The following is a 23,812-nucleotide window of genomic DNA, read 5'->3' as shown; positions in this document are numbered from 1 at the left end:
TGGAGTGGTTACATGAAAAGTATTGAACGAATTTTAATTAAATTAATTATCGTCCAATTTGTATTTCTAATCGTAGCACAGATTCTGTTTCATAACTTAAACGTCTTTCCTGAGTTAAAAGAAATAACTCAATATGAGGGTGTAAATAATAATCAATATACTGATGTACTAGAAACGTTGAGTAGGTAAATATACCTACTTTTTTCTATTTTCCTGATTTAGTTTTTCTTCTGTACAAAAAAAGATAAAATCAAAGAGAGATTTTTGCAATATATGATAAAATAAGGATATAAAATAATCTCATTGGTTTGATTTTAGGAGGAAATATGACAAAAAACATCTCAATTGCTATCGATGGTCCAGCAGCGGCTGGTAAAAGCACTGTTGCTAAAATCGTAGCAGAAAATTTTTCATATATATATATAGATACGGGTGCAATGTACCGGGCAATTACCTATAAGGCTCAAAAAGCAAATATAGACTTAGAGGATGAAGATGTCCTTTTTAAATTACTTGAAAATACCAAAATTGAACTGTTTCCAGGTGATAACGGACAATTAGTTTTTTTAGATGGAGAGAATGTGACGAATGAAATTCGATCATCCGAAGTTACAAATTATGTTTCAATCGTTGCAAAACATAGACTAATTAGAGCAGAAATGGTAAAGCGACAGCAAGAGTTTGCTGTTAACGGTGGTGTAGTTATGGATGGGCGAGATATAGGTACTTTTGTATTACCGGATGCAGAAGTTAAAGTATTCCTTCTTGCAAGTGTAGAAGAAAGAGCGCAGAGGAGACATCATGAAAATATCCAAAAAGGTTATCCTTCTGATCTTGAAAAATTAAAGGAAGAGATTTCTACTCGAGACAAAATTGATTCGGAAAGAGAAGTTGCCCCTTTACGTAAGGCTAAAGATGCAATCGAGATTGATACTACTTCTTTATCCATCCAAGATGTTGTAGCTAGGATTGTTGACTTGGCTGTAGAAAGGATAGCAACATTATGAATACATATACATTTGTCAGATCTGTAGTTGCTGGTGTGTTAAAGCCCTTTTATAGAATTAAGATTATTGGTCTTGAGCACTTTCCGAAAGAAGGTGGGGTTCTGCTTTGCTCCAATCATATTGATAATCTTGACCCTCCAGTTGTAGGTATTACTGCAAATAGACCAGTATATTTTATGGCTAAAGAAGAATTATTTTCAGTACCTTTATTAGGTAAATTAGTACCTCATTTAAATGCATTTCCTGTAAAAAGGGGAATGAGTGATCGTGAGGCATTGAGAAAAGGTTTAAATGTTTTAAAAGATGGTAAAGTTTTAGGGCTTTTTCCCGAAGGAACTAGAAGCAAGGATGGTGAATTAAAAAAGGGATTAGCTGGGGCTGGATTTTTTGCATTACGTACTGATGCAAAAGTCGTCCCGTGTGCAATAATCGGACCATACAAACCGTTCAGAACATTAACAGTGGTTTATGGTAAGCCTATTGAATTAGATGAGCTACGCAGTTCAAAAGCTTCAGCTGAAGAAACGACGGATCATATTATGAATGCTATAAAACAACTAATTGATCAGCATAGGAACTGACCCTTTTACTTGACAAAACGGTTGAATTATAAGAAGTTAGTAGAGGGAAGTTTTTTAAATATTCTTATTTTAGCAACACTATTAATAGATATTTAAGCAAAGGATAAGGAGGAGTATATATGACTGAAGAGTTAAATCAAGTAGAAGTTAGATCTTTCCAAGTTGGAGACAAAGTTAAGGGACAAGTTACAAAGGTAGAAGAAAAGCAGGTTCTAGTTAGTATTGAAAATAGTAAAATTGATGGAATTGTTCCAATTAGTGAATTATCTAGTTTGCATGTCGAAAAGGCATCTGATGTTGTTTCTGAAGGTGAAGAATTGGACCTTGAGGTATTAAAGGTCGAAGAAGAGGCGATAGTACTATCTAAAAAAAAGATTGATGCTGAAAAGGCATGGGAAGATTTAACCGAAAAGTTTCAAAGTGGAGCTATATTTGATGCGCAAGTTAAAGAAGTTGTTAAGGGCGGACTTGTGGTTGACTTAGGAATCAGAGGATTTGTTCCTGCCTCTTTAGTGGAATCTCACTTTGTAGAGGATTTCTCTGAATATAGAGACTTAACATTATCTTTTAAAATCGTTGAGCTTGATAAAGAGAAAAACCGTTTAATTCTTTCTCATCGTGCTGTTGTGGAGCAGGAAAAAGGAAAACAAAAAAGAGCAATATTAGACGCCGTTCAACCTGGCAAAGTAGTAGAGGGAACAGTTCAAAGGATAACCGATTTTGGAGCTTTTGTTGATATTGGTGGAATTGATGGTTTAGTTCATATTTCTCAATTATCACATCAACATGTTGACAAACCTTCTGATGTTATCGAAGAAGGGCAAAAGGTTACAGTAAAGGTTCTAAGTGTTGATCGGGATAATGAGCGTATTTCACTTTCTATTAAAGAAACTCTACCTGGACCTTGGTCTAATATCCTTGAAAAGGCACAAAAGGGCAGTGTGCTAGAAGGAACAGTTAAGAGACTTGTTTCCTTTGGTGCTTTTGTTGAATTGCTACCTGGTGTTGAAGGACTAGTTCACATCTCACAAATTGCACATAAACATATTGCTACTCCTTTTGAAGTACTTAAGGAAGGGCAAAAGGTGAAAGTGAAGGTATTAGAAGTAAATGAAAGTGAACAACGAATCTCGTTAAGTATTAAGGAATTAGAAGATAAGCCTGAAGAAGAAACATATGAGCTTCCAGAGGAATCAAAAGGATTCCAATTAGGTGAAGTTATTGGGGATATGTTAAAAAATCTAAAAAGTTAATATGGTGATACTAAAATGACCAGAGCTAAAAGAAAATGGGAACACATCAAATACGCGCTTTTAGAAACCGAGACAAACTCTCATGGTTTTAGTGATGTTTCATTTATTCATCAGAGTCTACCTGACATAGCATTAAAAGATGTAAGCTTAAATCATCATGTTGGCGAACTTTCCTTAAGTTCGCCAATTTTTATCAATGCAATGACTGGCGGAGGTGGAAGTCGAACAACCGACATAAATGGTCAGCTTGCTATTATTGCTCGTGAAATGGGATTAGCAATGGCAGTCGGTTCACAAATGGCTGCACTTAAAGATTTTAATGAACGTAAAAGCTATCAGATTGTTCGCAAAGAAAACCCTTTTGGTATCATTTATGCTAATTTAGGCAGTGAAGCAACTGTCGATCAAGCTAAAATGGCTGTTGAAATGGTTGAGGCGAATGCATTACAAATTCATTTAAATGTAGTGCAAGAAATAACGATGCCAGAAGGGGATCGGGATTTTAGTGGGGCCTTATCAAGGATTGAGAGAATTGTTAAAAGTTTAAATATACCCGTGATTGTTAAAGAAGTGGGCTTTGGAATGTCAAGAGAGACTGTCTTAAAATTGAAATCTATTGGAGTTTCCGTTATTGACGTTGGAGGCTTTGGGGGTACTAATTTTGCTTCCATTGAAAATGCAAGGCGTGATGATACACTTTCTTTTTTTAACGATTGGGGCATCCCTACAACCATTTCAATTGTTGAAGCTAAAAGTATCTCTCCTTCATTAGCGATTTTTGCAAGTGGTGGAATTAACAATAGTTTAGATATTGTTAAGTCTATTGCACTTGGTGCAGATGCTGTTGGCATGGCCGGTTTTTTTCTAAAACAAATTCTTGAAAGTGGTATAGAGGAAACTCTTGTTAAAACTAGAAAACTTCATGATGATATTAAATATATGATGTTGGCCCTTGGTGCATGTAATATTAATGCACTTCAAACTGTACCACTAATAGTATCAGGATATACCCATCATTGGCTAAATGAGCGGGGAATAGATACAAAAAAATACAGTCAGAAAAGATGAAAATAAAAGCTCCCAAAAAGGGAGCTTTTATTTTTAATATTTTTTCCCATCATTTAATTTCCTTGCTTCTTCCGGACTTTGCAGCTTAGTAGCTCCTGGATAATGTAGTGCCTGATCTCGATCAGACTCAACTCTTCCACTATTTCTTAGTTTTCCTTCTTGACGATCTTTTCCCACCGTAACACCCCCTTACTCTATAAGATGATATTTTTCGAATAAATTATGCGCTAAAAAGGATTAAATTACATAGCCTTTTCCCATAATGGAAATGATAGGAGGGATGTTGTGGAAGGTTTATATTTTTATGGATGCGCTTGGGCTATTTGGATTATCACAACTTTTTTAGTGAAGAAAGAATCTAACATACGATTACCCATCGCTTGTCTTATCTTGTTGGCCATTATTATTTCACCTTATACAATTAAAATCCGAGGCACAGCAGTTAGTTATATTTCGATTTTTATGATTCTTGTTATTTTTACTAGGATTGGATATTTCACTCTAAGAAAGAAATTATATTTTTTTCTTACTTCTCTAATTATTTCAATTGGATATGGCACTTTTCTGCTGTTTGAACTTTTTGACCCTATTTGGATCATATTTAAAAGAGAATGGATGTTAGCATTATTAATTACCTATTTATCTGTTCTCCTTCAAGAAAAGCTTGCATGGAGAATTTCAACCCTCATTATTGGTTGTATATACGGTGACATTATTTTTGCGGTTATTATTCAACGGTTTTCTTTTCCATACTTAATTGGATCGATGAGTTTTTTAGACATATGTTCTCTAGCCTCCATTCTTCTTTTTGGATGGGAAGGAATTAAGATCTCAATTAGCTACCTAGAAAGCTTATATCATGCAGTAGAAAGGGAGAAACAAAAAACAACATGAATGAATATACATATCCGATTATATTTGGTGTTATAGTTGGCACTTTAGGTCGCATTTATATGTTAAGGACAGATTACCGCCAGTACCCTACTTATTTACATGGGAAAATTATTCACATTGCTCTAGGATTTATTGCTGCTGGTCTAGGTACAGTTGCAATACCATCCATTATGGAAGAAGAATTTACGGCTGTTACATTTCTAACCTTAGCAGCTTCTCAATTTAGAGAAGTACGTAATATGGAGAGAAATACGTTAGCTCAGTTAGATGGATACGAGCTTGTACCAAGAGGCAGTACGTACATAGAAGGAATTGCGGTAGCATTTGAAAGTCGAAATTATTTAGTCATTTTTACGTCATTTGTTTCAACGTTTACTTATATCGTATTTAATATCTATGTTGCTATTGTCATTGCCTTAATAGCGCTAATCATTTCAAGAAAGCTTATGGCTGGGGGGAAATTAAAGGATATTGTGGATGTTGAGTATGTAGAACCGAGATTTGATGGTGCTGGTCTTTATGTAGACAATATTTATATTATGAATATTGGTCTCCCAAAAAGACAAGAGGAAGTCTTAAAATACGGAATGGGCTTTATTTTAAAGCCTAAAAATTTTAATTCCCGTTCTACTATAGCGAATTTAGGACAACGTCAAGCTATACTTCATGACGTTTCAACAGCACTTGGGGTTTACCGTGATTCTGGAACACCTGCATTAGTTCCATTAGCGAAGAGAGACTTAGATGATGGGCGGGTTGGAGTATTTGTTTTACCACAGGAAAAAAATATCGAAATGGCATTAGACATAATCGGGAATGTCCCTACATTAGAAAATGCAATTCGAATGCCAACTGAAAGAAATGTAAATGAAAAAGGGGAACAATAAATGGTAATAGAAAAATACATTTTGGCTGTAGTTACGACTAACCCCAAAAAAGTACCAGTTGCTTCAGCAGTTTTTAACTGTGACTCTAAAGAGGAAATGGAACATATAGCAGCAAATCTAGAGGCGATTTTGGATGGAATCGCCCATGGTTTATCAGATGAATTGTATGTGATTGTCAAACATTAAAAAATCTTTTCCAACTTTTTCATTGATTTGAAATTACTTCATTGGTAAGATAGTATAGTTATGCCCTTCTATCTTAGAAGGGTTTATTTTATAGATATTAAGGAAATTACAAATACTTTAGTAGTAGTTTTGACAGTTGAAAGGGTGAAAGTTATGGTTAAACCAGTAGTTGCTATTGTTGGAAGACCTAATGTAGGAAAATCAACAATATTTAATAGAATTGTTGGAGAAAGAATATCCATTGTTGAAGACATACCAGGTGTTACGAGAGACAGAATATATAGTTCTGGTGATTGGTTAACGCATGAATTTAATATTATTGATACAGGTGGTATTGATATTGGGGACGAGCCTTTTTTAGAACAAATTCGTCAACAGGCTGAAATTGCGATCGATGAGGCGGATGTCATAATCTTTTTAACGAACGGTCGTGAGGGAGTTACTGCTGCAGATGAAGAAGTGGCAAAGATTCTTTATAAATCTAAAAAACCTGTTGTTTTAGCTGTAAATAAAATTGATAACCCAGATATGAGAGATCAAATTTATGACTTTTATGCACTTGGTTTTGGAGAGCCATTCCCTATTTCAGGTTCACACGGACTAGGTTTAGGAGATATGTTAGATGAAGTTGCAAAGTCATTTCCGCAATCTAATGGTGATGATTATGCAGATGATATGATTAAATTCTCATTAATCGGTCGCCCGAATGTTGGAAAATCCTCGTTAGTTAATGCCCTCTTAGGGGAAGAAAGAGTAATAGTTAGTGACATAGCTGGAACGACTAGAGATGCTATTGACTCGATTTACACCTATCATGGTCAACAATATGTCATTATTGATACTGCTGGTATGAGAAAAAAAGGAAAAGTATATGAAAGCACCGAAAAGTATAGTGTATTACGTGCATTAAGAGCAATAGAACGTTCTGATGTTGTATTGGTTGTATTAAATGCAGAAGAAGGAATCATTGAACAGGACAAAAAAATTGCCGGATACGCTCATGAAGCAGGACGTGCTGTCATTATAGTCGTAAATAAATGGGATGCTATTGAAAAAGATGAAAAAACGATGAATATTTTTGAACAAAAAATTCGTGATAATTTTCAATATCTTGATTACGCTCCTATCGTCTTTCTATCAGCAAAAACTAAGAAACGTGTTTTAAATCTTTTGCCGAAAATTAATACGGTTAGTGAAAATCATGCGCTACGTGTGCAAACAACTGTATTAAATGACGTTATCATGGATGCTGTTGCAATGAACCCTACTCCTACTGATAATGGTCGTCGATTAAAAATCTTTTACACCACACAGGTTGCGGTAAAGCCACCAACCTTTGTTGTATTTGTTAATGAGCCTGAATTAATGCACTTCTCTTATGAGCGTTTTCTTGAAAATAGAATTCGGGATGCATTTGGTTTTGAGGGAACACCAATTAAGATCTTTGCTCGTGAAAGAAAGTAAAAAGCGAAAAGCGGCTGGCTAGTCGCTTCCGCTAGACAAATAGAAAAAGGTCGTGATATGCATGCAGCAAACCCAAAAGAAAGTGGCAGTTCTAGGAGCTGGGAGCTGGGGTACAGCTTTAGCGATGGTATTGGCTGATAACAATCATGAAGTTCGGCTATGGAGTCATAATCCAGCTCAAGTAGATGAAATTAATAGAGAACGTAAAAATCACAAATATTTACCTAATGTTGATTTACCAGAGGGTATAAAAGCATATGCATCTTTAAGTGATTCACTTAAAGACATTAATATTGTGGTACTAGCTGTTCCAACTAAAGCAATTCGTGAGGTACTTAGTCAAATAAGAGAATTGAATCCTAATAATCAATTCAAAATTGTTCATGTGAGTAAGGGGATTGAGCCTGATTCGCTTTTACGAATTTCAGAAATGATAAAAGAAGAAATGCCGAAAAATATGCTTTATGAGGTCGTCGTCTTATCTGGTCCAAGTCATGCAGAAGAAGTTAGTTTAAGGCATCCAACTACTGTTTCGGTTTCTTCAGAAAATATGAAGGTAGCTGAAGAAATTCAGGATTTATTTATTAATCAACATTTTCGAGTTTATACAAATCCTGATGTAATTGGCGTTGAAATTGGAGGAGCATTAAAGAATATTATTGCATTAGCTGCAGGTATTACGGATGGTCTTGGATATGGGGATAATGCAAAAGCTGCTTTAATGACTAGAGGATTAGCGGAAATTGCTAGACTCGGAACAAAAATGGGAGCGAACCCGCTTACCTTCTCAGGATTAACAGGTATAGGTGACTTAATTGTTACATGTACAAGTGTACATTCTCGAAATTGGAGAGCAGGTAACCTATTAGGTAAAGGACAAAGCCTAGACCAAGTATTAGACAATATGGGTATGGTTGTTGAGGGTGTGAGAACCACCAAAGCTGCTCACCAGCTTGCTCAAAAGTACGAAGTGAAAATGCCGATAACCAATGCCTTATACGATGTTCTTTTTAATGAAGTCCAACCAAAAGATGCAGTTGATCGATTAATGGCAAGAGGAAAAACCAATGAAATGGAAGATTTAGCTATTGCACTTGGAGAGCGTAATAACGAAGGTTAGTCAGTACCAATTTGTGTAGAAAATTTTTTATTATAAAATAGGCATTAGAGGATGCGAAACGTTACAATTACGCATACAATGCATCGAAGCACACTAGTAAATTGAATCGTGTGGGTCATTTAGTCATATTAGACCGGAGAAAAGTATTGCCCCATCTTTTCTTTGGTCTATTTGTATTAATTTAGTTTAATATTTCAACCATTATAACCCTTGTGTTATAATTACCTTTGCGAAAAAGGAGGTTTATTATGTCAGAATCGTTAATAAAAATGTGGATTTCCCTTGCCGGAATGGGATTCATGTTTTTATCCATTATTCTCATTTACTTTACTAGGTACAAGCTTAAGGGGATAATAAAAATAATCACAGGAATTATTGCATACATATTGATGATTCTTTCGGGTATCATTATATTCTTTATTGTGTTTAGTGGTCCGACTGGTTAGACACTACTTTTAAAAGGATTGAAAAGAAATGAAACAAAAGAGCCTAATACTATTTATTTTCGTGACGTTTTTACTAACCGGCTGTATGTACCCTAAAGAAGAGCTTGCCAAGAACCAAGTTCCTTATAAAGACCAGATTACTTCAGTTCAATCAGCTGTTAACCAATTCCGACAAGATAGTGGTGGGCTATTGCCGATTAAAACAAAAGCGGGAGATACTCCAATTTATTTAAAATACCCTATCGATTTTGAAAAGTTAGTTCCTAAATATATGTCTGATGCACCAGGAAATGCTTTTGAAAATGGCGGGATATTTCAATATGTGCTAGTCGATGTTGAAACAAACCCCACTGTTAAACTGATTGATTTAAGGGTCACCGATACCATTAGAGATATTAAGCTACGTATCAATGCTAATGGAGGATACCCTCCTTATAAAGAAAAGTTAAGCGACAATGTATATTCGCTCGATTTTTCTAAATTAGGTTACGATGAGGAACCTTTTGCAATAAGTCCATTTACAACTCTAAATTTACCATTCGTTTCTGGTGTAGATGGTGAAATTTACGTGGATTACCGAATGGATTTATATCAGGTTTTACAGAAAGATAAAATAGAAATTGCTCCGAACGAAGATATTCGTTATATATTAGTGAAAGATTCTATGTTTGTTCCAGCCTATTCCTTACCCTATACTATTGATAATAGTACTAAGGAACCTGTTTTTTTAAACAAATAATCTGTTAATTACATAGGTAATTCTTTCTTTTGATAAATTCACCTTTATAAATTGTCATAACCCTTCAACTACAAAAATATATTGTAGGAGAAGGGTTTTTTATTGTGTTTTTGTTGCTAGCATTTCAGAGGGATAAAATAATCCAAAATAGGATTCTAGTGTTTCAAATGAAGATGTACTAAATAGGGAGGTAAAATATTTTTAAAAAATAGTCATAATAACATAGGACAACATCATAAATATATACTGTCCAACAATACCTAAAAGGATATATAATATCCCATTTTATAGTTTATGATCGGGAGGGGATCTCTTGGAAAAGGTAGATATTTTCAAGGATATTGCTGAAAGAACAGGTGGCGATATCTATTTCGGAGTAGTAGGTGCAGTTCGAACAGGTAAATCAACATTTATTAAAAAGTTTATGGAATTAGTTGTGTTACCAAATATGTCAAATGAAGCAGAGAGAGCTAGAACACAAGATGAGTTACCTCAAAGTGCTGCTGGAAAAACGATCATGACAACAGAACCAAAATTTGTTCCAAACCAAGCAGCGACAGTTCATGTGGGTGAAGGATTGGAAGTAAATATTCGATTAGTAGATTGTGTTGGGTACACTGTTCCAGGGGCTAAGGGTTATGAGGATGAAAATGGACCAAGAATGATTACGACACCTTGGTATGAGGAGCCAATTCCTTTTCATGAAGCTGCAGAGATTGGAACACGTAAAGTGATTCAAGAGCACTCAACAATTGGGGTTGTCATAACAACTGACGGATCAATTGGAGAACTGCCTCGTAATAGTTATGTAGAAGCTGAAGAGCGTGTCATTAATGAGTTGAAGGAAGTTGGCAAACCTTTTATCATGATTGTTAATAGTGTACAGCCTCATCACCCAAATACTGAGTCTCTTCGTACTAATTTAGCAGAGAAGTATGATATACCGGTTGTGGCAATGAGTGTTGAAAGCATGAGAGAGACGGATGTACTTAATGTACTTCGTGAGGCTTTGTATGAGTTCCCAGTAATTGAAGTGAACGTAAACCTCCCTAGCTGGGTTATGGTGCTGCGAGACAATCACTGGCTCAGATCAAGTTATCAGGAAGCAGTAAAGGAAACGGTTAAAGATATTAAGAGACTACGAGATGTCGACCGTGTAGTACATCAATTTAGTGATTATGACTTCATTGATCGAGCAGGTCTTGCTGGTATAGAAATGGGTCACGGGGTAGCTGAAATCGATTTATTTGCTCCTGATGAATTATATGATGAAATTCTCAAAGAAATTGTTGGTGTTGAAATTAGAGGGAAAGACCATTTACTGGAATTGATGCAGGATTTTGCCCATGCAAAATCCGAGTATGATCAAATTTCAGATGCCCTAAAAATGGTGAAACAAACTGGCTATGGAGTTGCCTCTCCATCACTAGCAGATATGAGTTTAGAAGAGCCTGAAATTATCCGCCAAGGAGCAAGATTTGGTGTTAGATTAAGAGCTGTTGCTCCATCTATTCATATGATTAAAGTTGATGTGGAATCCGAATTTGCTCCTATTATAGGTACAGAAAAACAATCTGAAGAGCTTGTTCGCTACTTAATGCAGGACTTTGAAGATGACCCGCTTTCCATTTGGAATTCAGATATCTTCGGTCGAAGCTTAAGTTCCATTGTTCGCGAAGGAATCCAAGCTAAAATATCCTTAATGCCGGAAAATGCACGATATAAATTAAAAGAAACATTAGAGAGAATAATAAATGAGGGTTCTGGCGGATTAATCGCTATCATTTTATAATCTTAAAGCAAAAAAGTGAAATGTTTGAGGCTTCTTAAAAAGGAGCCTCTCTTTGCGTTTTTATTTATATTTCAGACGAATTATATGTAAACTTATTACAAATATGTATCAGTTAAGAAAAGATTACCATTATTTCATTGAAATTTCTTGATAAGAGTAAATGATTGTGATAATCTACTAACAGAATTAGTGCTACGAACGCTTGAAAGCTTGCTATTAAAGGGTTTAAGTCTTTTTTTAGTTAAATATGCGCTCATTTTTGAAAAACAGCACATTAATTCACGTGTAACGTATAGAAATTAGAAAAAGTGTTTAGAAATGTAGGTAGATACCTATTTTTCTGATTCTGAGTTTAATTTGGGAGGAGGTGAATGGCATGAACAAGACAGATTTAGTAAATGCAGTTGCAGAAGCTAGTGAAATTTCTAAAAAAGACGCTACTAAAGCGGTTGATGCTGTTTTTGACTCTATTTTAGAAGCGTTAAAAACTGGAGATAAAGTACAATTGATCGGTTTTGGTAACTTCGAAGTACGTGAACGTGCTGCTCGTAAAGGGCGTAACCCACAAACTGGTGAAGAAATCGAAATCGCTGCAAGCAAAGTACCAGCTTTCAAACCTGGTAAAGCGCTTAAGGACGCAGTTAAATAATTACATACTTACTGCTTTAAGCGAGTGCTAAAGCGAAAAGGCCATGGATATTCCTTGGCCTTTTTCATTTTGGATTTTGCTACATACAAAGTGGATATGCTAATATAAAATAGTTATTACATAAGTTAATCAAGGTTACATAGGGGGAAACATTATGGTTAATGTAAATATAACCCAAATAGAGGAAGCGGTTCGGTTAATCTTAGAAGCAATTGGAGAAGACCCAAATCGAGAAGGTTTAATAGATACACCAAAAAGAGTGGCAAAGATGTATGAAGAAGTTTTTGTAGGCTTAAATCAAGATCCAAAGGAATACTTCGAAACGATATTTGGAGAAGAACATGAAGAACTAGTTTTAGTCAAGGATATCCCGTTTTATTCCATGTGCGAACACCATCTTGTTCCATTTTTTGGGCATGCACATGTAGCCTATATTCCTCGTAACGGAAAAGTGACGGGGTTAAGTAAGTTAGCAAGGGCAGTTGAAGCGGTTTCGAGGAGACCGCAGCTTCAGGAACGAATAACCTCTACAATTGCGGATTCAATCATGGAGACACTTGAACCCCATGGTGTCATGGTTGTAATTGAAGCTGAGCATATGTGCATGACAATGAGAGGTGTAAAAAAACCTGGTTCAAAAACGGTTACATCAGCAGCTCGAGGTGTGTTAGCTCATGATGCGCAAGCCAGGTCTGAAATATTAAGTCTAATAAAAAATTAAAAGAACTCTCCAAAGCAAAGGATAATTTAATACGGGAGTTGGATAAGAATTGGAAAATAAATCACTTGGTAGTACCGATTTCATTGTTATTAAAGCAATTGACGATGGCGTTAACGTCATAGGCTTGACTAGAGGCTCAGATACAAGATTTCATCATTCCGAAAAGCTCGATAAAGGGGAAGTTATGATTGCTCAGTTTACTGAACATACTTCAGCTATTAAAATTCGAGGAAATGCAAAAATTTATACTCCGTATGGAGAAATTGAGAGTGAAGCAAAAAAATAAAATTCTCTTTCAAACAGAAGCGCCTATTTGCGAGGCGCTTACGCATTTTTTTGTGACAGAACGGAAAACTAAGAATAATTGGGTTTCTTATTCTTTATAGAAACATTCCCAACTTTGGTTCCATTTATGTTATAATGATGACTGCCTTATAACGCGAGAATAGCTCGTTATATAAAAACAAACCTGTAAGAATTCCGCGGGGGAAGCAAGGGTGATATAAATGCAGCAAATACAAACCATTGTGACGGATATGAAGGACATTATTATCCAAAAAATTTCACTTTCGTATTTACAACAATTTATTCAAAGTCCATTTATTGATGAGGATAAACTTCTTTTGTTAATTTCGATGTTAGACCATCATGGCTTATCGAAGTTAGAAATGGAGGATTTTGTTGTAACTCCCATGTTGGTCCAAATAGCCCTTGATACCCATGAACACGTCTCAAATTCATCTGCCAAAATCGAAATCGAAACAAGCTTAAAATTGAGACAACTAACGGTTTTAGGTGGAATTTATTATAGTAGCCTTTACTATAAAATACTAGCGGACACTAACAATTTAGCAATGATTAGAGCCCTTGCTGATGGGATAAAGGATATTAATGAAAATAAAATCCTTTTGTATCAGAAGGATCTTGATGAAATAGAAAAGTTAATGAACTGTATTATGATTATTGAGTCATCTTTATTAAATAAAATAGCTGATTATTTACATGAAAAAGGGTGGAAGGAAGTAGCTAGTCATTTCCTGTTTATTAAAAAGCTGTTACTTGAAAAAAGTGTATTTATTCAAGAAGGCACATCACTTTTATTTGAAGCATTAAGAAAAATCGTTTTTCCTAAATATAACCTACAATCAGAGCTTTCATCTGAACAAAAAAAATACTTACTTATTATTTGTGATAAGTACATTGACTTTTCAAGCAAGATAATCGAAGAAGGTATTCATAAAATACCGTCAATAAATGAAAATCTAAAAAAAAGATGGTCTAGTTTAGTACAACAAAATTCCATTGCAAAAACATATGTGGAAGAGGGTTAAAACAGTATGCAACAATCAAAGGAACAACGTGTCCACCATGTATTTGAGAAAATATATGAAAACTATGACAAAATGAATTCGGTTATTAGTTTTCAACAGCATGTTAGATGGCGTAAAGATACAATGAAACGGATGAATGTTAAACCCGGTTCAAAGGCTTTGGATGTATGCTGTGGGACAGCTGATTGGACAATCGCGTTAGCTAACTCTGTTGGACCTAAAGGAAAAGTTTTTGGGTTAGATTTTAGTGAAAATATGCTTAAAATCGGTCAAAAAAAAGTAAAACAATTAAGCCTAGAGCAAGTGGAGCTCATTCATGGAAATGCAATGGAACTCCCGTTTGAAGATAATACCTTTGATTATGTGACAATTGGATTTGGTTTAAGAAATGTACCAGATTATTTGCAAGTTTTAAAGGAAATGAACCGTGTTTTAAAGCCGGGTGGAATGGCAGTATGTTTAGAAACCTCTCAACCAACGATGTTTGGTTTTAAACAACTATATTATTTCTATTTTCGATTTATTATGCCAACCTTTGGAAAGATATTTGCGAAAAGTTATAAAGAATATTCATGGCTACAAGAGTCAGCTAGAGATTTTCCAGGAATGAAGCAACTAGCTAGTATGTTTGAAAGTGCTGGATTTAAAAATGTCTTCTTTAAACCATATAGTGGCGGAGTAGCCGCAGTTCACATCGGTTATAAAAATAGCCCTAATAACAAATAGTGAAACGGTAAAACTGGTGAATTCTTAATGAAATAAATATGATCTATTCATTTTTAATTTAGGTATGTAAACTATTTTAATTAAACTAATTTAGTTTAATCGGTAAAGCTGGTGATTTCTTATGAAATTAAAAATGATGTATTCATTTTTGAATTCGGATATAAATATTGTTGAAAAAGAGCTTGAGGACAGGATTCATACTGAATCACTGTTATTACGTCAAGCTTCTTTACATATACTGCAAGCAGGTGGAAAACGGATTCGTCCAGTGTTTGTTTTACTTGCGGGGAAATTTGGTCATTACGATATTAATGTTATTAAAAATGTGGCAGTCGGGTTAGAACTCATACATATGGCATCACTTGTTCATGATGATGTTGTCGATGATGCAGATTTACGTAGAGGAAAACCTACCATTAAGTCAAAATGGGATAATAAAATTGCGATGTATACGGGCGACTATATTTTTGCACTAGCAATCGAACTTATGACAGAAATTGAAAAACCAGTAGCTCATCAAATATTATCTAATGCCATTGTCGAACTTTGTATTGGTGAAATAGAACAGATAAAAGATAAATATCGTTTTGATCAACATTTGAAAGACTATTTGCGAAGAATAAAGCGGAAAACTGCTTTACTTATTGCAGTAAGCTGCCAATTAGGTGCAATTGCAGCAGGGGTTGACAAGGATACTCATAAAAAGCTATTCCGTTTTGGATATTATGTTGGAATGTCATTTCAAATTACGGATGATATTCTTGACTTTACAGCTACCGAAAAGGAACTTGGAAAACCTGCAGGTAGTGACTTAATCCAAGGTAATATTACTTTACCTGTTTTATATGCAATGGAAAATCCAGAATTGAAAAACAAGATTCAAACTGTGCATGAGAATATGGACCCAACTGAATTAAAATCAATTATCCAGATGATTAAAGATTCTGGTGCAATAGAACGATCAACTAAAATGAGTGACCTATATCTAGATAAAGCTCTTCAAGTACTTAATGAACTTCCAGAAAACAAAGCGAAAAAAACGCTACGTGATATTGCTAAATTTATTGGAAAACGTAAATATTGAAGGCTGTTCGCGGGGATTGTTGTTTTTAGAACCTATACTAATTCCCGTATAAATATTGTTGCGAAATTTTCTAAACAATGTTACTATTTTTCTGGATTGTCTAATAGATTATCTACTTACATAATTTTAGGAGTTGGAATTAATGGAAAAAACGTTTCTAATGGTAAAACCTGACGGTGTTCAACGTAACCTAATCGGAGAAATTGTTTCCCGATTTGAAAAGAAAGGTTTTCAATTAGTTGGAGCTAAACTAATGGTAATCCCACAAGAACTAGCACAAGAGCATTATGGAGAACATAAGGAACGTCCTTTCTTCGGTGAACTTGTTGATTTTATTACTTCAGGACCAGTTTTTGCGATGGTTTGGCAAGGTGAAAATGTAATTTCTACAGCACGTCAAATGATGGGCTCTACTAATCCAAAAGATGCTGCAACTGGTACAATCCGTGGAGACTTTGGATTAACAGTTGGCAAAAACATTATTCATGGTTCTGATTCTCCAACAAGCGCAGAACGCGAAATTGGATTGTTTTTTAATGAAGGTGTAACTGAATATACGAAGTTAGTAAACGAGTGGATTTACTAATTTTTTTAGAGCGCTTGCAGTGTTGCAAGCGCTTTTTTTGAAAGGTAAAAAAAGAGAAAAGTAATATATTTATTTTAATATTGTATTGACAAATAGGGATATAAAGGATAAAATTCTAGTCATATTTAAATAAAGAAAAGCAATGAAGGGAACTCAGTATTGTTTATCTCACTGTTCTTAGAGAGCTGATGGTTGGTGTAAATCAGTACACAGATAAACATGAATTACAATCCTGGAGCATCTTTTTCGTAGTAAAGGCATTTGCCTTTATAAAGGAAAAGACGGTCGATAGATCGTTAACAATAATGAGAGGTAGATGAATTTTGTCTACAACTAGGGTGGTACCACGATAATTATCGTCCCTACTGATTTTATCAGTAGGGATTTTTTGCATTTAAGGGATAGAAAAACTTAATATGATATATGCAACGAAAGGAATAAAGAGTAATGTTTGTTTCCCTGTTTCAGAGAGCTGATGGTAGGTGTGAATCAGTACAAAGACAAACATGAATTACAATCCTGGAGCATCTTTTTCGTAATAATGGCAAAAGCCTTTATGAAGGGGAAGACGGTCGAAATGATCGTTAATAAAGAGAGAGGTAGATGAACTTTATCTACAACTAGGGTGGCACCGCGATAATTATCGTCCCTACTGGAAAACCAGTAGGGATTTTTTTGTATCTTTTTTTAACTTTTGTTCAATATGTTCGGGACTTTTCTATAAATCCCCTTCAATAAATAACTTTTAAACAACAGATGGAGGCGACTTAAAACACTAATACGCTTGATATTTCTGCAGTACCAATATTAAATTTAGAAGTAGATTATCCGCTTTTTCAATTTGTCGAAAAAATCAAATAAAAAAATATGTATTGCTATTTTTATTAAAGGGCATATGTTATAGTGGTACATAATCCTTTAATGAGTTGAAGGGAGAAAGAGTTTTTATGAGATATTTAACCGCTGGAGAATCACACGGGCCACAATTAACAACGATAATTGAAGGTTTGCCTGCTGGGATGCCAATAATCGATGAGGATATTAATTTCCAATTAGAAAGACGCCAAAAAGGTCATGGACGAGGGCGAAGAATGCAAATTGAAAAGGATCAAGTTCAAATTGTATCAGGAGTACGTCATGGATATACGCTTGGATCTCCTGTAGCTCTTATTGTTGAGAATAATGATTGGAAGCATTGGACAAAAATCATGGGCCATGAACCTTTGGAAGAAATGGAAAACGAAGAAGTAAAAAGAGTTATCACTAGACCGCGACCTGGCCATGCAGATTTAAATGGCGCTCTGAAATACGGTCATCGTGATATGAGAAACGTACTTGAAAGATCTTCTGCGCGTGAAACAACCGTTCGCGTTGCTGCTGGAGCAGTTGCCAAAAAACTTTTATCGTTGCTTGGAATTGAAGTTGCATCTCACGTTATTGAAATAGGTGGGGTAAAGGCTGATTCTACAACGTATCAATCGATTGAACAATTAAGAGAAGTTACGGAGAATTCTTCGGTTCGTTGCTTTGATCCAGAAGTTGAAGAAAAGATGAAAGAAGCAATTGATACTGCTAAAGCTAATGGGGATTCAATCGGTGGTGTCGTAGAAGTTATTGTCGAAGGAATGCCATCAGGTGTCGGGAGTTATGTTCATTATGACCGTAAATTAGATGCCAAAATTGCAGGAGCTATTGTTAGTATAAATGCGTTTAAAGGTGTAGAATTCGGAATTGGTTTTGAGGCTGCAAGGAAGCCTGGAAGTCAAGTTCACGATGAAATAGCATGGAGTAACGAAGAGGGTTATTATCGTAAAACCAATCGACTGGGTGGTTTTGAAGGTGGTATGACTACAGGTATGCCGATTGTTGTAAGAGGCGTTATGAAACCAATACCAACCCTATATAAACCTCTTAAAAGTGTCGATATTGAAACAAAAGAGCCTTTTACTGCAAGTATCGAGCGTTCAGATAGTTGCGCTGTACCTGCAGCTGCTGTTGTAGCAGAAAATGTTGTTGCTTGGGAAATTGCATCTGCTATTATGGATCAATTTTACAGTGATCGATTCGAAGGCTTAAAAGAGTCAATTCAAGCTCAAAGGGATTATGCGAGGGATTTCTAATGGAAAAAATTAGTATAAATACAGAATCTAAAAATTATTCAGTATTTATTGGTCATGGAGTTATTACTGAACTCCCTCTTTTTTTAAAAAGTATTAATCAATTAAGTCAAATTTTGATTGTGACAGATAGACAGGTTAGCGATTTACATTTATCTGGCTTAATGGAAATGCTCAAGGATTTTAATTGTTCTACTTTCATTACTCCTATTGGTGAAGCAGCAAAAACCTTTGATGTCTATTATCAAGCACTTGGGTTCGCACTAGAAAATAAATTAGATAGAAACTCAGTACTACTAGCATTTGGCGGTGGCGCAATCGGCGATTTAGGTGGATTTATTGCCGCAACCTATATGCGTGGAATTCGTTTTATTCAAATACCTACTACCATTCTAGCTCATGACAGTGCTGTTGGTGGGAAAGTAGCTATTAATCACCCTGTCGGTAAAAATATGATAGGTTCGTTCTATCAACCAGATTCTGTTTTTTATGATTTATCCTACTTAAATACTTTATCAATTAAGGAAAAACGCTCTGGATTTGCAGAACTAATTAAGCATTCTCTTTTGGAGGATTATTCTTTTTACAATAGCTTGACAAAAGATATCGAATCACTTGAAAATCTTAATTCGGAAAAACTCCAGGCTCTATTATCTAAAGGCATAAAAGTAAAAGCCAAAGTTGTTTCGAAGGATGAAAAGGAACTAGGGGATAGAGCATTTTTGAATTTGGGTCACACATTAGGTCATGCCATAGAAGCAGAAGTCGGTTATGGGAAGATCACCCACGGAGAAGCTGTAGTTATTGGGATGATTTTTGCACTAAGATTAAGTATGGAAATGCTAAATCTAACCTTTGACCTAAATGGTTTTACAAATTGGCTACATAAATTAGGCTATGATACCGCCATCCCTAGTAATTTAAAAACAGAAAGTTTAGTTAAGAGAATGAAACAAGATAAAAAAGCTCATAAAGAGGAAATTAGAATGGTGCTTTTATCAAATATTGGTCAACCAGTTTTGAAAACTATTCCTGAAGATGTTATTTTACAAAGTTTAAAGTCTATATAATGCAAGGAGGAATACAAAGTGATCAGAGGGGTAAGGGGAGCTGTAACGGTTGAAAACAATGATGCTATGGAGATTGTAGATGCAACCGAAATGCTGTTAGAAGAGATAATACGTGTAAATGAAATTAGTCCAGAATATGTAGCTTCCATCTTTATATCTGTCACAGAGGATATAACTTCAGATTTCCCTGCAAAAGCCGTAAGAAGGTTTGAAGGATGGTCTTTTGTACCTGTTATGTGCATGCGGGAAATACCAGTCCCAAATGCCTTGAAGCTTTGTATTCGTATGATGATCCATTTGAATACAAGTAAACTGCAAAAGGATATTGAACATGTCTATTTGAGAGGGGCAACGATTCTTCGTCCCGATCTATTAAAGCAATAATTAATTGTTTATAGAGGTGATAAAGTTGAAATTAAAAAAACAGCTGCTTTCCCTGAAACCGTACCAACCGGGAAAGTCCATTGATGAAGTCAAAAAACAATATAACTTAAAAGAAATTATTAAGCTTGCCTCAAATGAAAATCCATTTGGTAGTTCTAGTAACGTATTAAAGGCGATGCAAAGTGTAGACAAACCTTTTTCTTTATATCCAGATGGATATGCTACGTCATTAAGAGAATCTTTAGCTGATTTTCTTCAGGTGGAACAAGAACAGTTAATATTCGGAAATGGCTCTGATGAAATCATACAAATCATTTCTAGAGCACTTCTAGATGCAAATTCTAATACAGTAATGGCCACACCTACATTTCCGCAATATAAACATAATGCTATAATCGAAAACGCTGAAATACGAGAAGTTCCATTGAAAAATGGCGAACATGATCTTGATAAAATGCTTCAAAGTATCGATGAACAAACAAATATTGTCTGGATTTGTAGTCCTAATAATCCAACTGGTACTTATATAAACGAGCAACAGTTGATTAGATTCTTAGATCAAGTTCCATCCAATGTAATTGTAGTTTTAGATGAGGCTTATTTCGAATATGTTATTGCCCCTGATTATTATGATTCAATAAAACTTGTTGATCGTTACAAGAATCTCATTGTCTTAAGAACATTTTCAAAAATCTACGGACTAGCTGGATTTAGATTAGGTTATGGGGTGGGCAATCAAGAGATTATATTAGGTATAGAGCCGGCAAGAGAGCCATTTAATGTTAATTCATTAGCTCTTGTCGCTGGAGAAGCGGCCATTCTTGACCAGGAATTTGTCCAGAACTGTAGGCAATCAAATAAAGAAAGTTTAAATTTATTTTATCAATTTTGTCATGAAAATGATCTTCACTATTATCCTTCTCAAGGGAATTTCATTTTGATTGATTTTAACATCGATGGGGATGAAGTATTTCAATATTTATTAGAACGGGGATTTATTGTCCGTTCAGGAAAAGCGCTAGGCTTCCCTACTAGTGTAAGAATTTCAATGGGATTAGAAGATCAAAATGAAGCGCTTTTAAAATTATTAAAAGAATTTCTCGTTCAACGGGAAGAAAGTCTATCAAAAACCTATATATAAAAAGGTTTTAAAAAAAGATAAAAGGTAGTGGGTCATGTGGAAGTCCGTGTATTTATCATTGGGATGGGCTTAATCGGGGGATCACTGGCACTTTCGATCAAAAGTGCTCATCCTAACACTACAATGATTGGGTACGATATCAATCAAGACGAATTAAAAATGGCAAAAAAATTAGGCGTTGTCGATGAAATAGCGGAGAAAATTGCAATTGGTGCCAGAAATGCAGATTTTATCTTCATTGCAGCTCCTGTTAATGAAACTGAAGCGATTATGATGGAATTGTCAGAAATACCACTTAAAACAAATGTTATTATTACGGATACTGGGAGTACAAAGGGGAAAATAGTATCTAGTGCAGCTTGTCTTCGTGAAAAAAATATCACGTTTATTGGTGGCCACCCAATGGCGGGCTCTCATAAAAGTGGGGTATTTGCTGCAAAATCGATTCTGTTTGAAAATGCCTTTTATTTATTGACTCCAACAGAAGACGTTCAAGAAACGCATATAGAGAGTTTAAAAAGATTATTAGGTGGCACCAAGGCTAAATTTTTACTAATAAGTGCAGAGGAACATGACTATTTAACGGGAGTAATTAGTCATCTACCGCATTTAATTGCTGCATCTATCGTACATCAAGCTGAAAAATCGAGCCGATCTCAAGAGTTAGTTTCACGTTTAGCTGCAGGTGGTTTTCGTGACATTACTCGAATAGCCTCAAGTAGTCCTCAAATGTGGAGAGATATATTATTACATAATAAAACGGTGATGATCGATTTACTTGAAGAATGGAAAAACGAAATGGATGCAGTTCAGAATATGCTTGTTCATGAAAATTCACAAGCAATTTTTGACTATTTTCATATAGCAAAACAATTTCGTGACCTACTTCCGTCTAAGGAAAAAGGAGCAATACCTGCTTTTTATGATTTGTTTGTCGATATACCAGATTACCCTGGTGTGATTTCCGAAATTACCGGTTTTTTGGCAAAAGAAAATATTAGTATTACAAATATTCGAATTATCGAAACACGTGAAGAAGTTTATGGAATTCTTGTTATAAGCTTTCAGTCAGAAAGTGATCGCCAATTGGGAATTGAATGTATACGTAAATACTCTAATTTTGATATTACTGTGGGTCCATAATAATGATGTTAGAAGCCCATTTATCACTATTTATTTAGAAGGGGTGAGTAGGTGGGAACAAAAGTCCTTACTCATAATGTTCAAAGGCTTGAAGGTCAAATCGATATTCCCGGAGATAAATCCATTTCCCATCGTTCAGTCATGTTTGGCGCCATTGCAAATGGGAAGACAACCGTAACTAACTTTTTAAAAGGGGAAGATTGTCTTAGTACCATCAGTTGCTTTCAAAAGCTTGGGGTAAAAATTGAGGAAACAGGGGATTCTCTTGTAATTGAGGGAAAGGGCTGGGATCATTTAACGGAACCTTCAAGTGTATTAAATGTAGGTAATTCAGGGACAACTATCCGTTTAATGCTTGGTCTTCTTTCAGGCAGACCAATGCATACAACCTTTATTGGTGACGATTCAATTGGAAAACGGCCAATGAAACGTGTCATTACACCATTAAGAGAAATGGGTGCTATTTTAGATGGTCGTAATAATGGTGACTATACACCACTCTCGTTACGTGGAGGAGGATTACGCCCGATTTCATACCAGTTACCTATTGCAAGTGCACAAGTAAAGTCAAGCATTATTCTGGCTGCCTTACAAGCAAAAGGGACAACTACAATTGTTGAGCCTGCACAGACTCGTGATCATACAGAACGTATGATTCGCCAATTTGGTGGTCATATTGAAACGGATAACTTAACGATTACCATTTCTGGACCACAGACTTTAAAAGGAACACAGGTGAATGTACCAGGTGATATCTCCTCAGCGGCTTTTTTTCTTGTTGCCGGTGCAATTGTAGAAGAAGGAAAGATTTTGTTGAGAAATGTAGGCTTAAACCCTACAAGAACTGGGATTATTGATGTGCTAAATAAAATGGGCGCAAAGATGACTATTCATCCAAACAAGGACGAGGAATTCGAACCTGTAGGTGACATCACCATCGAGCCTTCTCACTTAACTGGAACTGTTATTGAAGGTGACCTTATCCCTAGACTAATCGATGAAGTTCCGATTATTGCCTTACTGGCAACACAAGCTAATGGAAAAACAATCATTAAAGATGCGGAAGAATTAAAAGTAAAAGAAACAAATCGGATTGATACTGTTGTAAACGAGCTGCTAAAGCTTGGTGCTGACATTACAGCTACTGATGATGGAATGATCATTAATGGGCCTACAAAGCTTCATGGTAGTGTTGTATCAAGTCATGGTGACCACCGAATTGGAATGATGTTAGCTGTTGCTTCCTTAATTTGTACGGGAGAATTAACCTTAGAGGAAGCGGATGCTATTGCTGTATCCTATCCTAATTTTTTTTCAGACCTATCACAGCTTATTAATTAAAAGTAAAAAATCCGCCTAATTATGCGGGTTTTTTACTTTTTATGTATAATTAAAGGTAATCAGAAATAATTTCCTATTTAAT

The 23,812-nt window shown here is 35.3% G+C and carries 27 protein-coding genes and 2 other annotated features; of the genes, 26 read left to right on the top strand and 1 reads right to left on the bottom strand.

The features are described 5' to 3' along the window. Positions 1–12: 12 nt before the first annotated feature. From LRP83_RS10045 to fni, 5 genes are all read left to right on the top strand, one after another. Positions 13–189, top strand: coding sequence for a YpfB family protein (locus tag LRP83_RS10045; protein ID WP_230496562.1), 177 nt, complete (start codon positions 13–15; stop codon positions 187–189). Positions 190–326: 137 nt separating this feature from the next. Then, a complete protein-coding gene (cmk, locus tag LRP83_RS10040) occupies positions 327–1,007 on the top strand; it encodes a (d)CMP kinase (RefSeq protein WP_230496561.1) in 681 nt (226 codons plus the stop codon). After that, positions 1,004–1,588, top strand: a complete 585-nt coding sequence (locus LRP83_RS10035) for a lysophospholipid acyltransferase family protein (RefSeq protein WP_230496560.1) — start codon at positions 1,004–1,006, stop codon at positions 1,586–1,588. The genes cmk and LRP83_RS10035 overlap by 4 nt, the downstream gene beginning before the upstream one ends. A 119-nt stretch (positions 1,589–1,707) precedes the next feature. Next, the gene (rpsA, locus tag LRP83_RS10030; RefSeq protein ID WP_230496559.1) at positions 1,708–2,841 is read left to right on the top strand and encodes a 30S ribosomal protein S1; all 1,134 of its coding nucleotides are present in this window, start codon (positions 1,708–1,710) and stop codon (positions 2,839–2,841) included. 15 nt (positions 2,842–2,856) lie between these two features. Further along, positions 2,857–3,909: a type 2 isopentenyl-diphosphate Delta-isomerase gene (fni, locus tag LRP83_RS10025; protein ID WP_230496558.1), complete on the top strand. Its 1,053-nt coding sequence runs from the start codon at positions 2,857–2,859 to the stop codon at positions 3,907–3,909. Between the two features lie 33 nt (positions 3,910–3,942). Here the strand turns inward: fni and LRP83_RS10020 are convergent, their stop codons facing one another. Then, positions 3,943–4,086: a YpzI family protein gene (locus LRP83_RS10020; protein ID WP_230496557.1), complete on the bottom strand. Its 144-nt coding sequence runs from the start codon at positions 4,084–4,086 to the stop codon at positions 3,943–3,945. A 108-nt stretch (positions 4,087–4,194) separates the two neighbouring features. Here LRP83_RS10020 and LRP83_RS10015 point away from each other — a divergent pair, with 108 nt between their 5' ends. The 21 genes from LRP83_RS10015 to aroA all read left to right on the top strand — a co-directional run bounded on the left by LRP83_RS10015 (position 4,195) and on the right by aroA (position 23,730). Further along, positions 4,195–4,803: a YphA family membrane protein gene (locus LRP83_RS10015; RefSeq protein ID WP_230496556.1), complete on the top strand. Its 609-nt coding sequence runs from the start codon at positions 4,195–4,197 to the stop codon at positions 4,801–4,803. Then, the gene (locus tag LRP83_RS10010; protein WP_230496555.1) at positions 4,800–5,690 is read left to right on the top strand and encodes a YIEGIA family protein; all 891 of its coding nucleotides are present in this window, start codon (positions 4,800–4,802) and stop codon (positions 5,688–5,690) included. The genes LRP83_RS10015 and LRP83_RS10010 overlap by 4 nt, the downstream gene beginning before the upstream one ends. Then, positions 5,691–5,876, top strand: coding sequence for a capping complex subunit for YIEGIA (locus LRP83_RS10005; RefSeq protein WP_230496554.1), 186 nt, complete (start codon positions 5,691–5,693; stop codon positions 5,874–5,876). It abuts the gene before it with no gap. A 153-nt stretch (positions 5,877–6,029) separates the two neighbouring features. Then, positions 6,030–7,340 carry a ribosome biogenesis GTPase Der gene (gene der, locus LRP83_RS10000; protein ID WP_230496553.1) on the top strand — a complete coding sequence of 437 codons (1,311 nt, stop codon included), beginning with the start codon at positions 6,030–6,032 and terminating at the stop codon, positions 7,338–7,340. A gap of 61 nt (positions 7,341–7,401) precedes the next feature. Then, complete coding sequence (locus LRP83_RS09995; protein ID WP_230496552.1) at positions 7,402–8,460, top strand: NAD(P)H-dependent glycerol-3-phosphate dehydrogenase; 1,059 nt, start codon at positions 7,402–7,404, stop codon at positions 8,458–8,460. Between the two features lie 248 nt (positions 8,461–8,708). Then, positions 8,709–8,906 (top strand): DUF2768 domain-containing protein, encoded by a 198-nt coding sequence (locus LRP83_RS09990; RefSeq protein ID WP_230496551.1) that lies wholly within the window; start codon positions 8,709–8,711, stop codon positions 8,904–8,906. Positions 8,907–8,934: 28 nt separating this feature from the next. Beyond that, positions 8,935–9,645: a YphF family lipoprotein gene (locus LRP83_RS09985; protein WP_230496550.1), complete on the top strand. Its 711-nt coding sequence runs from the start codon at positions 8,935–8,937 to the stop codon at positions 9,643–9,645. A gap of 313 nt (positions 9,646–9,958) precedes the next feature. Beyond that, positions 9,959–11,437: a stage IV sporulation protein A gene (spoIVA, locus tag LRP83_RS09980; protein ID WP_230496549.1), complete on the top strand. Its 1,479-nt coding sequence runs from the start codon at positions 9,959–9,961 to the stop codon at positions 11,435–11,437. A 376-nt stretch (positions 11,438–11,813) separates the two neighbouring features. Beyond that, a complete protein-coding gene (locus LRP83_RS09975) occupies positions 11,814–12,086 on the top strand; it encodes an HU family DNA-binding protein (protein WP_230496548.1) in 273 nt (90 codons plus the stop codon). 154 nt (positions 12,087–12,240) lie between these two features. Next, positions 12,241–12,807: a GTP cyclohydrolase I FolE gene (folE, locus tag LRP83_RS09970; RefSeq protein WP_230496547.1), complete on the top strand. Its 567-nt coding sequence runs from the start codon at positions 12,241–12,243 to the stop codon at positions 12,805–12,807. Positions 12,808–12,856: 49 nt separating this feature from the next. Continuing rightward, positions 12,857–13,093 carry a trp RNA-binding attenuation protein MtrB gene (gene mtrB, locus LRP83_RS09965; RefSeq protein WP_230496546.1) on the top strand — a complete coding sequence of 79 codons (237 nt, stop codon included), beginning with the start codon at positions 12,857–12,859 and terminating at the stop codon, positions 13,091–13,093. Between the two features lie 220 nt (positions 13,094–13,313). After that, complete coding sequence (locus tag LRP83_RS09960) at positions 13,314–14,138, top strand: heptaprenyl diphosphate synthase component 1 (RefSeq protein ID WP_230496545.1); 825 nt, start codon at positions 13,314–13,316, stop codon at positions 14,136–14,138. A gap of 6 nt (positions 14,139–14,144) precedes the next feature. Continuing rightward, entirely contained in the window at positions 14,145–14,864 is a 720-nt protein-coding gene (locus LRP83_RS09955) for a demethylmenaquinone methyltransferase (protein WP_230496544.1), read from the top strand. A gap of 121 nt (positions 14,865–14,985) precedes the next feature. Next, positions 14,986–15,948 carry a heptaprenyl diphosphate synthase component II gene (hepT, locus tag LRP83_RS09950; protein WP_230496543.1) on the top strand — a complete coding sequence of 321 codons (963 nt, stop codon included), beginning with the start codon at positions 14,986–14,988 and terminating at the stop codon, positions 15,946–15,948. 142 nt (positions 15,949–16,090) lie between these two features. After that, entirely contained in the window at positions 16,091–16,534 is a 444-nt protein-coding gene (gene ndk / locus LRP83_RS09945; protein WP_230496542.1) for a nucleoside-diphosphate kinase, read from the top strand. A gap of 133 nt (positions 16,535–16,667) precedes the next feature. Next, positions 16,668–16,901 (top strand) — a binding site (T-box leader). Positions 16,902–16,953: 52 nt separating this feature from the next. Then, positions 16,954–17,188: a binding site (T-box leader), on the top strand. A 293-nt stretch (positions 17,189–17,481) separates the two neighbouring features. Further along, positions 17,482–18,654: a chorismate synthase gene (gene aroC / locus LRP83_RS09940; protein ID WP_230496541.1), complete on the top strand. Its 1,173-nt coding sequence runs from the start codon at positions 17,482–17,484 to the stop codon at positions 18,652–18,654. After that, the gene (gene aroB, locus LRP83_RS09935) at positions 18,654–19,721 is read left to right on the top strand and encodes a 3-dehydroquinate synthase (RefSeq protein ID WP_230496540.1); all 1,068 of its coding nucleotides are present in this window, start codon (positions 18,654–18,656) and stop codon (positions 19,719–19,721) included. Before aroC ends, aroB begins: the two co-directional genes overlap by 1 nt. An 18-nt stretch (positions 19,722–19,739) precedes the next feature. Beyond that, on the top strand, positions 19,740–20,105 hold the full coding sequence (gene aroH / locus LRP83_RS09930; protein ID WP_230496539.1) for a chorismate mutase: 366 nt from the start codon (positions 19,740–19,742) through the stop codon (positions 20,103–20,105). 25 nt (positions 20,106–20,130) lie between these two features. After that, on the top strand, positions 20,131–21,246 hold the full coding sequence (hisC, locus tag LRP83_RS09925) for a histidinol-phosphate transaminase (protein WP_230496538.1): 1,116 nt from the start codon (positions 20,131–20,133) through the stop codon (positions 21,244–21,246). 36 nt (positions 21,247–21,282) lie between these two features. Next, on the top strand, positions 21,283–22,389 hold the full coding sequence (locus LRP83_RS09920) for a prephenate dehydrogenase (protein ID WP_230496537.1): 1,107 nt from the start codon (positions 21,283–21,285) through the stop codon (positions 22,387–22,389). 51 nt (positions 22,390–22,440) lie between these two features. After that, a complete protein-coding gene (gene aroA / locus LRP83_RS09915; protein ID WP_230496536.1) occupies positions 22,441–23,730 on the top strand; it encodes a 3-phosphoshikimate 1-carboxyvinyltransferase in 1,290 nt (429 codons plus the stop codon). The last annotated feature ends 82 nt before the right edge of the window (positions 23,731–23,812 follow it).

The sequence above is a fragment of the Pseudoneobacillus rhizosphaerae genome (assembly GCF_917563885.1).
In the GTDB taxonomy this organism is placed as follows: Bacteria; Bacillota; Bacilli; order Bacillales; family Cytobacillaceae; genus Pseudoneobacillus; species Pseudoneobacillus rhizosphaerae.
The sequence above is the reverse complement of the archived record's forward strand: the minus strand, read 5'-3'. Positions and strand labels throughout refer to the sequence as shown.

Coding starts and splice junctions, on each gene's coding strand:
- LRP83_RS10045 (WP_230496562.1), top strand. CDS start 13: ATGAAAAGTATTGAACGAATTTTAATTAAATTAATTATCGTCCAATTT.
- cmk (WP_230496561.1), top strand. CDS start 327: ATGACAAAAAACATCTCAATTGCTATCGATGGTCCAGCAGCGGCTGGT.
- LRP83_RS10035 (WP_230496560.1), top strand. CDS start 1,004: ATGAATACATATACATTTGTCAGATCTGTAGTTGCTGGTGTGTTAAAG.
- rpsA (WP_230496559.1), top strand. CDS start 1,708: ATGACTGAAGAGTTAAATCAAGTAGAAGTTAGATCTTTCCAAGTTGGA.
- fni (WP_230496558.1), top strand. CDS start 2,857: ATGACCAGAGCTAAAAGAAAATGGGAACACATCAAATACGCGCTTTTA.
- LRP83_RS10010 (WP_230496555.1), top strand. CDS start 4,800: ATGAATGAATATACATATCCGATTATATTTGGTGTTATAGTTGGCACT.
- LRP83_RS10005 (WP_230496554.1), top strand. CDS start 5,691: ATGGTAATAGAAAAATACATTTTGGCTGTAGTTACGACTAACCCCAAA.
- der (WP_230496553.1), top strand. CDS start 6,030: ATGGTTAAACCAGTAGTTGCTATTGTTGGAAGACCTAATGTAGGAAAA.
- LRP83_RS09995 (WP_230496552.1), top strand. CDS start 7,402: ATGCAGCAAACCCAAAAGAAAGTGGCAGTTCTAGGAGCTGGGAGCTGG.
- LRP83_RS09990 (WP_230496551.1), top strand. CDS start 8,709: ATGTCAGAATCGTTAATAAAAATGTGGATTTCCCTTGCCGGAATGGGA.
- LRP83_RS09985 (WP_230496550.1), top strand. CDS start 8,935: ATGAAACAAAAGAGCCTAATACTATTTATTTTCGTGACGTTTTTACTA.
- LRP83_RS09975 (WP_230496548.1), top strand. CDS start 11,814: ATGAACAAGACAGATTTAGTAAATGCAGTTGCAGAAGCTAGTGAAATT.
- folE (WP_230496547.1), top strand. CDS start 12,241: ATGGTTAATGTAAATATAACCCAAATAGAGGAAGCGGTTCGGTTAATC.
- LRP83_RS09960 (WP_230496545.1), top strand. CDS start 13,314: ATGCAGCAAATACAAACCATTGTGACGGATATGAAGGACATTATTATC.
- LRP83_RS09955 (WP_230496544.1), top strand. CDS start 14,145: ATGCAACAATCAAAGGAACAACGTGTCCACCATGTATTTGAGAAAATA.
- hepT (WP_230496543.1), top strand. CDS start 14,986: ATGAAATTAAAAATGATGTATTCATTTTTGAATTCGGATATAAATATT.
- ndk (WP_230496542.1), top strand. CDS start 16,091: ATGGAAAAAACGTTTCTAATGGTAAAACCTGACGGTGTTCAACGTAAC.
- aroC (WP_230496541.1), top strand. CDS start 17,482: ATGAGATATTTAACCGCTGGAGAATCACACGGGCCACAATTAACAACG.
- aroB (WP_230496540.1), top strand. CDS start 18,654: ATGGAAAAAATTAGTATAAATACAGAATCTAAAAATTATTCAGTATTT.